General features: G+C 41.4%; 11 protein-coding genes. 6 read left to right on the top strand and 5 right to left on the bottom strand.

Annotated features, from left to right (window positions below):
* The first annotated feature begins 315 nt into the window (after positions 1-315).
* The 6 genes from QUE46_RS18175 (at position 316) to QUE46_RS18150 (ending at position 6,007) form a co-directional block, all read left to right on the top strand.
* The gene (locus QUE46_RS18175; RefSeq protein ID WP_286249176.1) at positions 316-840 is read left to right on the top strand and encodes a sigma-70 family RNA polymerase sigma factor; all 525 of its coding nucleotides are present in this window, start codon (positions 316-318) and stop codon (positions 838-840) included.
* Positions 837-1,520 (top strand): anti-sigma factor domain-containing protein, encoded by a 684-nt coding sequence (locus QUE46_RS18170; protein WP_286249174.1) that lies wholly within the window; start codon positions 837-839, stop codon positions 1,518-1,520. Before QUE46_RS18175 ends, QUE46_RS18170 begins: the two co-directional genes overlap by 4 nt.
* 158 nt (positions 1,521-1,678) lie before the next feature.
* Positions 1,679-3,271: a DUF4331 domain-containing protein gene (locus QUE46_RS18165; protein ID WP_286249172.1), complete on the top strand. Its 1,593-nt coding sequence runs from the start codon at positions 1,679-1,681 to the stop codon at positions 3,269-3,271.
* A gap of 10 nt (positions 3,272-3,281) precedes the next feature.
* Positions 3,282-3,785, top strand: coding sequence for an Ig-like domain-containing protein (locus QUE46_RS18160; RefSeq protein ID WP_286249170.1), 504 nt, complete (start codon positions 3,282-3,284; stop codon positions 3,783-3,785).
* Positions 3,786-3,878: 93 nt separating this feature from the next.
* The gene (locus tag QUE46_RS18155; RefSeq protein WP_286249168.1) at positions 3,879-4,907 is read left to right on the top strand and encodes a lipopolysaccharide assembly protein LapB; all 1,029 of its coding nucleotides are present in this window, start codon (positions 3,879-3,881) and stop codon (positions 4,905-4,907) included.
* On the top strand, positions 4,904-6,007 hold the full coding sequence (locus tag QUE46_RS18150; protein ID WP_286249166.1) for a HupE/UreJ family protein: 1,104 nt from the start codon (positions 4,904-4,906) through the stop codon (positions 6,005-6,007). Before QUE46_RS18155 ends, QUE46_RS18150 begins: the two co-directional genes overlap by 4 nt.
* 40 nt (positions 6,008-6,047) lie before the next feature.
* Here the strand turns inward: QUE46_RS18150 and QUE46_RS18145 are convergent, their stop codons facing one another.
* The 5 genes from QUE46_RS18145 to QUE46_RS18125 form a co-directional block, all read right to left on the bottom strand.
* Positions 6,048-6,674, bottom strand: a complete 627-nt coding sequence (locus QUE46_RS18145) for a TetR/AcrR family transcriptional regulator (RefSeq protein ID WP_055018021.1) — start codon at positions 6,672-6,674, stop codon at positions 6,048-6,050.
* A 75-nt stretch (positions 6,675-6,749) separates the two neighbouring features.
* A complete protein-coding gene (locus tag QUE46_RS18140; RefSeq protein ID WP_286249163.1) occupies positions 6,750-8,165 on the bottom strand; it encodes an efflux transporter outer membrane subunit in 1,416 nt (471 codons plus the stop codon).
* Positions 8,162-11,296 carry an efflux RND transporter permease subunit gene (locus tag QUE46_RS18135; protein ID WP_286249162.1) on the bottom strand — a complete coding sequence of 1,045 codons (3,135 nt, stop codon included), beginning with the start codon at positions 11,294-11,296 and terminating at the stop codon, positions 8,162-8,164. The genes QUE46_RS18140 and QUE46_RS18135 overlap by 4 nt, the downstream gene beginning before the upstream one ends.
* A 12-nt stretch (positions 11,297-11,308) precedes the next feature.
* Positions 11,309-12,478: an efflux RND transporter periplasmic adaptor subunit gene (locus QUE46_RS18130; protein WP_286249160.1), complete on the bottom strand. Its 1,170-nt coding sequence runs from the start codon at positions 12,476-12,478 to the stop codon at positions 11,309-11,311.
* Positions 12,479-12,737: 259 nt separating this feature from the next.
* Positions 12,738-14,018 (bottom strand): hemolysin family protein, encoded by a 1,281-nt coding sequence (locus tag QUE46_RS18125; protein WP_286249159.1) that lies wholly within the window; start codon positions 14,016-14,018, stop codon positions 12,738-12,740.
* Positions 14,019-14,053: the final 35 nt, after the last annotated feature.

The following is a 14,053-nucleotide window of genomic DNA, read 5'->3' as shown; positions in this document are numbered from 1 at the left end:
TTTTTATGTTTTTTAACAGCCTTGTGCAAGTGTAGTTGCAATTTATACGCCAATAAAACACGAATTTAAAGCCCGGTAATTATTGTAACCAACTGATTATTAAGTACTATAATTTACGCCTTTCTAAGTTAATTAACTAATATGTGCTTTTTACATTTAAGTCGGTCATTTTTTCTCATCATTAAAATGCATTATTTAGGATTAAAACTTGTTTAGATGCGCATAACAGCTAATATGAAAAGTCAGCTATAAAGTGTGCATCCAATTCCCGCCCTTAAACGTTTAATCAGTAATAATAAAAACAACAGGACCCATATGGAAAACGATAATTTACTCCCCCTTTTGTGTAAAACTGCACAGGGTAACAAAACCGCTTTTGCCGATTTATATCAGCAAACCAGTGGTAAATTATTTGCGATTAGTTTGAATATGCTTTCAAACCGAGCTCACGCAGAAGAAGTATTGCAAGAGGCATTTATTAAAATTTGGCATAACGCATCTGAGTACAATTCCACAAAAGGCACTGTAATAAGCTGGATGATAAGCATAGTACGATACAGATGTTTAGATGCGCTGCGCTATCATAAGGTCAGAAAAGAACAAGCCATGGGCGATGAGCAATACGATGAACAAGCAGTCGATGTTAGTTACGACGAACAAACCAAACTCGTTGATTGTATTGAACAACTCGATCCACAGCAAAAACAAGCCATACATTTAGCCTATTACAAGGGCTTGAGCCATGGTGAACTAGTCAATTACATAGAAACGCCCTTAGGTACGGTTAAAAGCTGGATCAGGCGTGGGTTACAGCAGTTGCAGAGGTGTTTAACGTTATGAATTATAACAAACCAGAACTACTAGAGACTTTAGCGGCTCAATATGTGCTAGGCACATTAAAGGGGCTTGCCCGAAAGCGTTTTCAGCGTTTAATGTTGAGCCTACCACAAGCGCGCGAAGCTACCGTTATGTGGGAGCAAAATTTAAATGACTTAGCCAGTGCAATTACACCACAAGCACCCAGCGCTCATGTATGGCAACACATTTTAGATAAAATAGAAAACAACTCACCGCAAGCTAAAACAGTCATAAAACCGGCTCCATCGTTATGGCGTACTTGGTCATTTATAGCCACAGCGGCCTGTATTATTTTAGCATTTTTAATTATTCAGCCAACCACACAACTCCAAGATAGCCAGCAAATTGCGCTGGTACAAAACCAAAATAAACAATCACTGTGGTTTATTAATGTGAACGAGCAAGTATTATCAGTTAAAGCCAGCACTAAATTAGTTGCTCAAACAGATAAAGACTACGAGCTATGGATGATTTTAAAAGGACAAGATGCACCTATTTCGCTGGGCTTATTGCCTAAACAAGGTGAAAAACTATTAATAAAAGACACACGCTTTAATGCGCAAAACATTGCCTTACTTGCAGTAAGTTTAGAGCCACTCGGTGGCTCACCTAATGGCTCACCAACTGAGGTACTTTATACCACTGAGCTAGTTATTTTATAGCTTTTTGCACGCGAAAAAAAGAGGAGGCTAATCGCGCATTAGCCTCCTCTTTTATTATTTAATTTAACAAAAAATAAAATTTTTTAACTTTTTTGCATCCATTGTGCTTTTTGCTTCGTTATTAATGATGACTCCAATCAAAACTAAAGGAAAAAGTCATGAAAGCTTTAACTCCATCTATACTCGCAGTAGTAGTATGCAGTACCTTAGTAAGCACCTCTAGCGAGGCATCAAGTCACCGTGAAGCGCCAAATATTAGCCGCTTTCCAACTTTAGACTCTACCGACTTTTATGTATTTAATAGTTATGAGGCAGGCAGAGACGATTACGTTACGTTTATTGCCAATTACATTCCATTACAAGATGCCTACGGCGGCCCAAACTATTTTGCCATGGACCCTGACGCAACTTACAGTATTCATATTGATAATGATGGTGACGCTGTTGAGGATATTACCTTTGCGTTTAACTTCAAGAGCATGCTCCCTAACGATAACCAAGGGGTGCAATTAACTGTTGGCCCAGAAGGTAATCAACGCACTGTATCTGTCCCCCTTAAAAATGTAGGTGGCGTTGCAGCAGGTGATGATAGCGCTGCAAATTTTAGTGAGTCATATACACTAAGCATGATTAACGGCCCACAACGCACAGGTACCAGTACCACATTAAGCAATACCACCACCAGCTCAACCACGTTTAATAAACCACTGGACTACGTAGGCGATAAAACATTTGGTTCAATGGCAGATTACCAAACTTATGCCGATCAGTTTGTTTACCAAGTTTCTGTACCGGGCTGTGACAGTATGGCCAAAGTATTTGTAGGTCAACGTAAAGACCCATTCGTTGTTAACTTAGGTAAAACCTTTGATCTAGTAAACTATGTGCCTGTAGAGGGCGACAGTGCACCTGGTGCGGGCGATGGCGGTGGTTTCCCTGGTGGTATTACGCAATCTGCCGATAATGATGACCTCATTGATAAAAACGTAACCTCAATCGCCGTTGAAATGCCTAAAAGCTGTATTGTGGGTGAAGGCAACGGCGTAATTGGCTCATGGACTACAGCGAGCCTACCTCAAGCACGCATTCTAAATCCTAACGCTAAGTTTGCAGATAACGCGGTAAATGGCGGTGCATTAACACAGGTTTCTCGCTTAGGTAACCCATTGGTTAATGAGCTTGTTATTGGTATTAAAGACAAAGATACCTTCTCAACGGCTCAGCCAAAAGACGATGCACAATTTTTAGATTATGTTTCGCACCCTTCTTTACCGGAACTATTAAATATTTTATTCAAAGATGCAGTAAATACTACATTAGGCGCTGAACTGGAAACACTAGCACCTACTAATTTTCCGCGCACAGATTTAATTACTGCATTTTTAACCGGTTTTGCTGGAGTAAACCAACAAGCAACGGTAACGCCTTCAGAAATGTTACGTTTAAATACCGCAATTGCAGCCACAGCCCAGGCTGATCAATCTGCATTTGGTGTTGCTGGTGATGATTTAGCGGGCTTTCCAAATGGCCGTCGCCCAGGTGATGATGTAGTAGATATTGCACTTCGCGTAGTAATGGGCCGTTTGTGTCACCCTATTCCAGTAAATGGTGAAGACACCGACTTAGGCCTGTGTACGCCAGAAGATGCTGATGTAGGTACAGTGCCATTCACTGATGGTGCGCCAGTTGATGCAAGCATGATGGATGCCGCTTTCCCATACTTAGCCACCCCACTTGCAGGGTCTAAATAAGGAGTAACGTATGCGTAATTTAACTCTTACTCATATCGGTGTACTACTTGGCGCACTAACGCTTAGCGCATGTAGCAACGATGATGACAATAAACTGCCTACACCGTTGGTAAATACAGCCCCCAGTGCAACTGATGTAATGTTAACCACACAAACAGAAGTTGAAATTAACGACATGTTAGTGGCTACCGATGCCGATGGCGACTCACTCACCTATGAACTCACAACAGAGCCTACACTGGGCAATGTAGTAGTTAATAGTGATGGTAGCTTTACCTATACACCCAATAAAGAAGCAACAGGCAGTGACAGCTTTATGTTTGGCGTATCTGATGGGGTAAACCAGCAAGTGACAGCTATGGTTGATATTACCATTGAGGCTTTGCAAGTAGATTTTGCACAATTTGCCAGTGATGCATTTAATCAAAGCCCTAACGATGAGCCACTATCGACCAACGGACGTGTTTTTACCAATACAGATACCGATGTAAGTACTATTTCATCAGGTAACTAATTGATACCAATCCGCAATAATACTTAATTATGCGGATTGGTATAAGTAATTTAAGCTGATGGCCATGGATGGCTTTTTTAAGAGGATAAAACAATGCACGGTCATTATAAAAAAATGCTCTTTGCTTTTTGCGCTGCACTGTTTGTAAGTAACGTGCTTGCAAAGCCCACGATTCCAAATGATGACGATATTATTGCAACCAGTAATTCATCAATTAGCGCTAATTTAACACTAGAGCAACTCAACACTTTGGTTTTAAACAGCCAATACATAGGGCAAACCGAGCGTTATCAAGGCGTGCTAAAAAACCGCTTAGCTGCACTTTATAAACAAGAGCCCACGGCACAAATAGGCTATTTATATGCAAGAGTGTTACAAAAAGAGCATCAATTTACACGCGCTATTAAAGTTGCAAATACTGTAATAGAAAAACACCCAAGCCATGTCAACACCCATCTTTTATTGGCAAATATGTTGATGACACAAGGTAAGTTTGAACAAGCCAAGCAACACTGTGTGTCTCTTATTGGTGCAGCAAGCGTTATCAGTGCAACAACCTGTGTGCTTGATATTCAAAGTCAGCAAGGTCAATTACAGCAAAGCTATCAATCATTACTTGATATTACTCAAAATAAAAACATAAGCTTAACAACCAAACAGGTACTTAGTGAGATGGCGTTTAGGCTTAATAAGCTCACCGAAGCGCTTGAGCACATTAACAGTATTGATTTAAGCAAAGCACCTGTGAGCCTCATTGTGTTATGGGCTGATATACAGCTAAGCCAAAACAACCCTGAGCAGGTACTTAATACCTTGAGTCAATTTAGTAATTTAAAGAGTCAACTTGAAGATGCTGTTTTACTTCGGCTCGCCATAGCTGAAAAACGCAGCACACATAAAGTTAGTGATCAGTGGCAAACACGTATGCAGCAACGAGTTAACTTACGAGAACAACGACAAGATACTTTTCATGCCAATGATTTAGCTAACTATTATATTCATGTACAAGTAGATAAAGCCAAGGCACAATATTGGGCAAATATAAATTGGCAGCAAGCAAAAATGAGCACAGATCAACACCTATTACACCAAGCTAATGCCATGGCTAGGGACACCTTATGAAAACATTAAGCTCTTTTTTAACCGCTTTACTTGTTACACTAATTTGCACTTTTAGTGCCCATGCACACCAACTAAGTACCAGTTACATCACTTTAGATAACGCGCAAAATCCGCAGCAATATACAGGTACATGGCAAATAAATATTAACGATTTAGAACAAAGCGTTGCGCTTGATTTAAACCAAGACCAACAAATAAGCTGGGCCGAACTTAAGTCACAAAACGAAGCCATTAATCGCTATGCAAAATCTAATTTTACTGTTTTACAAAACTTGCAAACTTGCCCGCTAACAATTGCTGATAACTACCAATTAGATAACCATTTTAATGAGGCTTATTTAGTTTTACCGCTGCTATTTAGTTGCGCCAATAATGCCGATATCACCCTTAACTACAGTGCTTTTTTTGAGTACGATGCTAATCACAAGGTGATTGTTAACGTAAACCAAGTATCGCGCGTATTTACCAAAGCTGAGCAACAACAGGCGTTTTCTACACAACAAGCAAGTTACCTAAGTACATTTAACCAATATGTTTATCAAGGTGTATTACATATTTGGATTGGTGTTGACCATATTTTATTTTTAATTGCCTTACTTTTAACCTGTGTATTGTATCGCACTAACAAACAATGGCAGGCAATCGCCTCTAAAAAACAAATAATTAAGCACACAGCCTGGATTGTAACGGCATTTACCCTCGCCCATTCACTTACTTTAACAGCGACAGCGCTTAATATGGTGTCGCCAAATAGCCGCTGGGTAGAGCTTGGTATTGCAATTTCAGTATTATTTGCAGCTTTAAATAACGTATGGCCAGTTATATTGCGCCTTGGCTGGCTAACTTTTGCATTTGGTTTATTACACGGTATGGGCTTTGCCAGTGTGCTTGGTGAGCTTGGGTTATCGAGTGATTATCAGCTATTGAGTATTTTAGCATTTAACTTAGGGGTTGAACTGGGACAGTTGAGTATTTTGTGTCTAGCACTACCTCTGTTACTTATAGTGCGAGATAAGCCTACCTACATAAAATGGATAATGCCCATAGGTTCGCTTGCAATAGCCGCAATGGCTTTAATGTGGTGTATAGAGCGAATTTAATACAAAAAGCGAGTGCTAAGACTCGCTTTTTAATTTTCAATTACTGGGCTTTATCGAACGGCAATAACAGGGTTTTCATTGCAGGCCTTAGTGCGATTAAAACCGTTTCTTCGGTGAGTTCAGGGTAGAGCATTTTACGTAGCAGTAACCCCGCCATCATCGAAAAAATGACGTTAATGCGGCTTTCAAGCTCTTGTTCATCCGTGTTTTTAAGCGCACTACGCTCACTGGTGAGCAGTTGGCGCATGCGAGAGCGTGCTTGAGTGTCCATATCGCGCAAAAGCAAGGCCACTTTATTATTGCGACCTGCTTCCGCCATCATGTCTAAATCAATGACACAAGCACCGGTATCCATATGCCTTTGCACACCCATGTTTAAGCCATCTATAAGCGCTTGCAAAACATCACCAGGGTGATCTTCAAACTCCTGAAAGATAGAAAACATTTCTTCCATGTCTTTAGCAATAATACTTTCAATTATTGCCTCTTTGCTTTCAAAGTAGTTATATATATGCCCAGCGCTCATACCTGCAGTTCGGGAAATTTCGGCCATACCTGCGCCATGGTATCCCTTACGTCTAAAGCACTCTGCGGCAGCACTAAGCACCTGTTCGCGCCTGGCTTGGGCTAAGGCTGGGTCTACATGTCTTTTGGCCTTAGTGCTCATAACCTAACTCCAGTATTAAACGCATACATAATAGGTAAGAACATTGCAGATCTTAATTTAATAACACCTTTCATTTTACTGCTCTTGCACAGGAGTTTTAGCAATATTCCAGCCACCACCTAAGGCTTTATACAAGTTAATTTGGCTGGCAAGGTAAGCCTGCTGACCCGTTATTAACTGCTGTTGAGCCGAGTACCACGTACGTTGAGCATCAAGTACTTGTAGGTAGCTATCAGCGCCTTTTTCGTAACGCATTTTTGATAAATCGTAAGTAAGCTGACGCGAACTTATTAGCATATCGAGGGCATCTAGTTGCTCTTTATAGCCTTCTCTATCTGCTAATGCATCGGCGGTTTCACGAAACGCATTTTGAATTTTTTGTTGGTAAGTAGCCACTGCAATTTCTTGTTCAGCCTTAGCAACATCTAGGTTTGCTTGGTTACGGCCCATAGTAAAAATCGGTAAGTTTATCGACGGTACAAAGCTCCATGTCCCTGAGCCTGAATCAAACAAGCCACTTAAATCACTAGACGTACTTCCCGCCGCTGCCGTTAAGCTAATGCTAGGGTAAAAAGCCGCACGTGCTATACCAATATTTGCGTTTGCGGCTAATAAAGCGTGCTCAGCGGCTTTAATATCAGGGCGCTGCGTTAGTAAATCAGAGGGCAAACCAACCGGTACTTCTGGTAAAGCCAATAAATTGGTTAACGAATTAGTTGGCAATAAATCACTCGATACAGGCTGCCCTACCAGTAAATCTAACGCGCTTTTATCACGTTTTAACAAGCGTTTATACGTTGCTATATCTACTTTTGCTGTGGCCACAGTACTTTTGAGCTGCTCAAGCGTAATGGCAGATGTAGCGCCTAAATCAAAGCTTTTTTGCGTAAGCGAAAGTGACTCTTGTTGCGAGCTTAATGTTTCTTTCGCTAGTTCTAATAACTGTAAGTCGGTGGCGTAGTTTAGCCACGCATTAGCAAGCTCAGCAATAAGTGAAATTTGCGTGCTGTACTGAGTAAGCTCAGTGTTATAAAGGTTTTGCAGGGCTTGCTCTGATTGGTTACGGACCTTGCCCCAAATATCCAACTCATAAGAGGTAATACCCACTGTTGCACTGTATTGTGAGCTGATTGCAGCTTCACCCGTACTTGATAAGTCAGCCGGTAAACGTTGGCGCGTACCACTGGCGTTAAAATCTAACGATGGGTATAAAGCCGAGTCTTCAATTTGGTATAAGCCACGTACACGCTGCACATTGAGTACCGCAATTTGCATATCTTTATTATGCTCAAGGCTTAAGCCAATCAGGGTTTTTAATTTTTCATCGTTAAAAAATTGCTGCCAATGTAATTGCTGTGCTGATGCTTGCTCAGTGTCAGATGCATATGCATCTGGCACTGGTACAGTAAGCTCTTTTTGCTCAGGGGCTAATTGGCAACCACTTAAAATAACAAGCGTAATAGCACTTAAACTTAAACGTTTTATGCTCATTGTGCGCGCTCCTTTTTGTCTTCGCTATTTGCCATAGGGAATAAACGACGAACCAATACAAAGAATAACGGCACAAATACCACCACTAAAATAGACGAGGCAAGCGTACCACCAATAATTGAAATACCCAGTGCATTTTGTGCGCCTGAGCCAGCACTTGAGGCAATAGCAAGTGGAATAACACCACAAATAAAGGCCATAGATGTCATAAGTATTGGGCGTAAACGCAAGCGTACGGCAGCAACAGCCGCATCGACTAAACTTAAGCCTTCTTGCATTTTATGAATCGCGAACTCTACAATTAATATTGCATTTTTAGAGGCAAGACCTATGGTGGTTAACAAACCAACCTGTAAGTATATATCGTTAGATAATCCAGCCGTTAGTGCAGCAACCATAGCGCCAAATATACCCAGTGGCACAATAAGCATTACAGCAAACGGTACCGACCAACTTTCATAAAGCGCTGCTAAACATAAAAATACAAACAACAATGATAAACCATATAGCAATGGCGCTTGGCCGCTACTTGAGCGCTCTTGAAACGAAATACCGGTCCACTCAGAGGCAATACCATTAGGTAATTGCTTTACTAAGCGCTCCATTTCATCCATTGCTTGGCCTGTACTGTAACCTGGCGCAGCTGTACCTTGAATTTCCATTGCAGAAAAGCCATTGTAGCGCTCAAGACGTGGCGAGCCATAGGTCCAATGCGAACTTGCAAAGGCTGAAAATGGTACCATATCACCGCTATCATTACGTACATACCACTTGTTTAAATCCTCTGGCACCATACGCGAATCGGCATCGCCTTGTAGGTATACTTTTTTTACACGGCCGCGGTCAATAAAGTCATTTACATAACTACTACCCCAGGCTGTTGCAAGCGTGCTGTTAATATTAGCTTGCGAAACGCCCAGAGCCTGAGCTTTAGCAAGGTCTACATCAAGTTGAAGCTCTGGCATATCTTCTTGGCCATTAGGGCGTACGCCCGCGAGAATTGGGCTTTGGCTTGCTAATCCTAATAGCTGGTTACGCGCGGCCAGTAGTGCGTCGTGGCCAAGTCCAACACGGTCTTGTAAGAAAATATTAAAGCCATTAGCCGTACCTAGTTCCACAATCGCTGGCGGCGGAAAAGCAAATACAAACGCTTCTTTAATGGTAGAAAAATAGCCCATTGCTTTACCTGCAACTGCTTGTACAGATAAACCTTCGCCTTGACGCTCATCCCAGTGTTTAAAGTTAACAAAGGCAATTGCTGAGTTTTGACCAGAACCTGCAAAACTAAATCCAGTTACCGTGAAAATACCATTTACAGCATCTGATTGATCGTTCAAAAAGTGCTTTTCTACTTTTTTAACTACTTCAAGCGTCTCTTCAGTCGTTGAGCCTGCTGGTAATGACACCTGATTAAACAAAATACCTTGGTCTTCATCTGGTAAAAATGCCGTTGGTAAGCTTGAAAAGATATACACCATACCCGCTACAATAAGGCCATAACATAAAAGATAGCGCTTAGATAAACGGATCATACGACTGACAAAACTTTGTGCGCCTGAATTAGTTTGATCAAATCCGCGGTTAAAGCCACTAAAAAAACGACCGAATAACGAGCTGTTATCGTGAACATGGCTTGGTTTTAAAAGCGTGGCACACAACGCAGGTGTTAAAATAAGCGCCACCAATACCGATAGTCCCATTGCTGATACCAACGTAATAGAGAACTGACGATAAATAACACCGGTAGAACCACTAAAGAACGCCATCGGAATAAATACCGCCGACAGCACCATAGCAATACCCACTAGCGCGCCTTTAATTTCATCCATTGATTTACGTGTTGCCTCAAGCGCAGAGAGTTTTTCTTCACTCATTACACGCTCAACGTTTTCTACTACAACAATGGCATCATCAACCAGTAGGCCTATGGCAAGTACCATGGCAAACATGGTTAATGTATTTATTGAATAGCCAAACGTGTACAAAATACCAAAAGTACCTAGTAACACCACTGGCACGGCAATCGTTGGAATAAGCGTAGCGCGGAAGTTTTGTAAAAACAGATACATAACTACAAAAACCAGTACCACTGCTTCTATTAACGTATGAACCACTTTTTCAATCGATAGCGATACAAATGGTGTAGTGTCGTAGGGTACAACAACGTCTAATCCTTCAGGGAAAAACGCCTTAAGCTCTGCAATCGCAGCTTTTACACCTTCGGCTGTATCAAGGGCATTTGCCCCACTGGCAAGCTTAATACCTAGGCCTGATGCAGGTTTTCCATCGTAACGAGCTACAACACGGTAGCTCTCGCCACCTAGCTCTACACGCGCTACATCTTCAAGACGAACAAACGAGCCGTCAGCGTTTGCTTTTACTATAATTTGTTCAAACTCTGCTGCAGTTTGTAAACGGCTTTGTGCTGTTACCGTTGCATTGAGCTGCTGGCCTTCAACCGCTGGCATGCCGCCTAATTGACCAGCAGATACTTGCGCATTTTGGGCGCTAATTGAGGTGCTAATATCAGCAGGCGTTAATTTGTAGTTTTGTAACTTAGCAGGGTCTAACCAAATACGCATAGCATATTGAGAGCCAAATAGCTGAACCTCACCCACCCCTTCAACACGCGAAACAATATCTTGCACATTCGATGAGACATAATCACCAATGTCAATATTGGTCATGCTGCCATCTTTTGATACAAAACCTAAAACCATTAAAAAGTTACGTGCAGACTTAGCCACCGATACACCTTGCCTTTGTACTTCTTCTGGTAAAAGCGGTGTAGCTGTGGCTAACTTGTTTTGCACTTGTACCTGTGCAATGTCTGGGTCTGTATCGGCGCTAAATGAAAGCGTAAGCGTAGCAGAACCGCTCGACTCAGACGTAGATGACATATACAACAAGCCATCAAGTCCTTTCATTTTTTGCTCTATAACCTGGGTAACCGTATCCTCTAGGGTACGAGCTGATGCTCCAGGGTAAGTAGCGGTAATGCTAATTGCTGGCGGTGCAATTGACGGGTATTGTGCTATTGGTAAATTTTGAATAGCCAACACACCTGCAAGCATAACCACGATAGCAAGCACCCACGCAAAGATGGGTCTGTCGATAAAAAATCGTGACATTAAAACTCTCCGTTATTGCGCTTTGTCGGCTGTTGCAGACGGTGAAACTTCTGAAGGGCTAACTGGTGCACCTGGGCGAATTTTTTGTAAGCCTTCAACAATTACTTTGTCGCCATCAGCTAATCCAGCGGTTACTAACCAGTTAGAGCCAATCGTTCTATCTACTTTTAACACCCGGCTTTCAACGGTGTTTTCTTTGCTTACAACCATAGCTGTTGGCTCGCCTTTTGTATTTCGGCTTACTCCACGCTGCGGCACTAAAATAGCGTTTTGTTTTACGCCCTCAACCACTGAGGCACGTGCATACATACCCGGTAATAATAACCTATCTGGATTTGGGAATTTAGCGCGCAAGGTTACCGACCCAGTGCTTGGGTCTACAGTTACTTCTGAAAATTGTAACGTGCCTTTAATTGGGTAAATAGAGCCATCTTCCATTTGCAGCTCAACGTCGGCTTGTGCTTTTGAGTCAACACTTAATGAACCAGAAGAAATGGCTTTTTTAAGTTGAGTTAGCTCGTTGCTTGATTGCGTTAAATCAACGTATATAGGGTCAAGCTGGGTTACTGTTGCCAGTGCCGTTGTTTGATTAGCACTAACAAGCGCACCAACAGTAACGCTCGATTTACTAATTTGACCACTAATCGGAGAAGATACATGGCTATAATCTAAGTTTATTTGTGCAGATTTAAGCTGTGCTTTTGCTGTTAATAGCTCGGCTTGTGCTTGCTTTTGTGCTGCATCAGCTTCATCAAAATCTTGCTGACTTACGGCTTTAATTTTTAAAAGCTCACTATAACGCGACGCTTTTGATTTAGTACTAGCAATGCTTGCCTCAGCGCGGGCAACAGCCGCTTCGCTTGCTGCTAAGTCGGCTTCAAACGTGGCAGGGTCAATTTGGTAAAGCGCTTGGCCTTGCTTAACTTGCGCACCTTCTTTAAATAAACGCGATTGCACAATACCACTTACTTGCGGGCGGATCTGTGCAATTTGAAAAGCACTAATACGACCGGGAAGCTCCTTTTTTAGAGTAAGCGCTTGGCTTTTTAATGTAATTACACCAACAGGTACTGCTTGTGGAGCTGAAGCTTGTTGCGAGTCAGCTGCTTGGTCACAACCTGTTAAAGCAACAGACCCAAACAGGGCTGTTAATACAAATAAAGCGATGCGAGAACGCTGCATGTTAAATACCTTTTAGTCTATTTATCTCTAGAATGAACGATCATTCTAAAGCAATTTGATAGGATTATAAATCTTAAAAGACTTAAATTTACACTAACTTACAGTTGCAAATTAAACCTAGTCACTAGGTTGTAGGAAATGTTAACTTGATGAAAAATAAAACACACAAGTATGAAAAATAAACTTTCTGCGGTTTTTTTGTTGTAGGTCAGGAAATAAAAAAGCCAAGCTTAGCTTGGCTCTTTACGTAAATTTACGGCTAGTTTTTTATTCGCGAAACCAGTAGTTGTTCTACCCTGATCCCCTCAACATCGACTACTTCAAACTTAAACCCATTAAAGCTTAAATGTTCTGCCCGTTTAGGAATGCGTTTCATGGTATAAATTAAAAAACCGGCAGCCGTTTCAAAATGCATTTGCTCAGGAAACTCTTCAATATCTAAAACCTTAGCTAAATCAGAAATAGGGGTTAAACCATCAACCAACCATGACCCCTCATCACGCTCTATAATAAGCTCATCGCCTTGATGGGTAATTAAATCCCCCATGAAGCCTTTCATTAAGTCTTTAACGGTTACAATACCTACCAATAACGCATACTCATTTACCACTACCGCAAACGGTTTAGCTGCGCTTTTAAATGCATTTAAAGCCTCAGAAAGACTTAACGTTTCGGGCAAGTAAAAAACATCCGCTTCTAATAGCTCTTGCTTAATGGTTGCAGGTTCACCTTTAAGCACTTGGCGTAATATATCTTTTGACTCAACAGAGCCACGTAGCTTATCTAAACTCCCCGATACCACTAAAAAATGATTATGAGGGTGATCTATAATTTTGGTGGCTATATCATGGCTGCTTTCATTTAAGTCAAAATAAACTATTTGGTCGCGCGGAGTCATAACACTTGATAAAAAACGTGCCTCTAATTCAAACACGTTGCCAATTAGCTCATACTCTTGTTGTTGTAAGCTTCCATATTCAGCGCCCGCGTCCATCATCGCCACAATGTCTTCGGTGGTAACAATATCTTCTCGCTCTGCAGGTACTTTAAATAAACGCAGTACAAAATTAGTTAACCCATTAAAAAACATGACTAGTGGCGTGAGCCCAAAAGTAACCCATCGCATAATTGTTACTACACGCACAGCGACAGCTTCGGGCATGATCATCGCTAAACGCTTTGGCATTAAATCTGCAAATAATATAAACAAAGAAGTAATGGTAAAAAACGAAAATAAAAAGCTAATTTTTTCAAGATGTATACCTTGATAAAAAAGCACCAATACACTTTGAACATAAGGCGATAGCGCTTGTTCGCCAACTATTCCGCCTAAAATAGCAATGGCATTTAGAGCGATTTGAATCATCGCAAAAAACGCCCCTGGATTTTCTTGCAGTTTTAATACCGCGGCCGCGTTGTCACTGCCTTCATCAGCCATTACACGCAGTTTAATTTTACGTGACGCTGCAATAGCAATTTCCGACATGGCAAACAACGCACTGATCAAGATCAATAAGCTAATCCCGATTAAATCACCCATTTAACGCTCCAAAAAGTTAGCGCTTTTTCAATAAA

Source organism: Pseudoalteromonas sp. MM1 (assembly GCF_030296835.1).
Classification (GTDB): domain Bacteria; phylum Pseudomonadota; class Gammaproteobacteria; order Enterobacterales; family Alteromonadaceae; genus Pseudoalteromonas.
Note: the sequence above shows the minus strand (reverse complement) of the source record. Positions and strands in the feature narration are given on the sequence as shown.

What these genes read in the sequence shown, in the direction of transcription:
- QUE46_RS18175 (WP_286249176.1), top strand. Translation starts at nt 316, where the DNA reads ATGGAAAACGATAATTTACTCCCCCTTTTGTGTAAAACTGCACAGGGT.
- QUE46_RS18170 (WP_286249174.1), top strand. Translation starts at nt 837, where the DNA reads ATGAATTATAACAAACCAGAACTACTAGAGACTTTAGCGGCTCAATAT.
- QUE46_RS18165 (WP_286249172.1), top strand. Translation starts at nt 1,679, where the DNA reads ATGAAAGCTTTAACTCCATCTATACTCGCAGTAGTAGTATGCAGTACC.
- QUE46_RS18160 (WP_286249170.1), top strand. Translation starts at nt 3,282, where the DNA reads ATGCGTAATTTAACTCTTACTCATATCGGTGTACTACTTGGCGCACTA.
- QUE46_RS18155 (WP_286249168.1), top strand. Translation starts at nt 3,879, where the DNA reads ATGCACGGTCATTATAAAAAAATGCTCTTTGCTTTTTGCGCTGCACTG.
- QUE46_RS18150 (WP_286249166.1), top strand. Translation starts at nt 4,904, where the DNA reads ATGAAAACATTAAGCTCTTTTTTAACCGCTTTACTTGTTACACTAATT.
- QUE46_RS18145 (WP_055018021.1), bottom strand. Translation starts at nt 6,674, where the DNA reads ATGAGCACTAAGGCCAAAAGACATGTAGACCCAGCCTTAGCCCAAGCC.
- QUE46_RS18140 (WP_286249163.1), bottom strand. Translation starts at nt 8,165, where the DNA reads ATGAGCATAAAACGTTTAAGTTTAAGTGCTATTACGCTTGTTATTTTA.
- QUE46_RS18135 (WP_286249162.1), bottom strand. Translation starts at nt 11,296, where the DNA reads ATGTCACGATTTTTTATCGACAGACCCATCTTTGCGTGGGTGCTTGCT.
- QUE46_RS18130 (WP_286249160.1), bottom strand. Translation starts at nt 12,478, where the DNA reads ATGCAGCGTTCTCGCATCGCTTTATTTGTATTAACAGCCCTGTTTGGG.
- QUE46_RS18125 (WP_286249159.1), bottom strand. Translation starts at nt 14,018, where the DNA reads ATGGGTGATTTAATCGGGATTAGCTTATTGATCTTGATCAGTGCGTTG.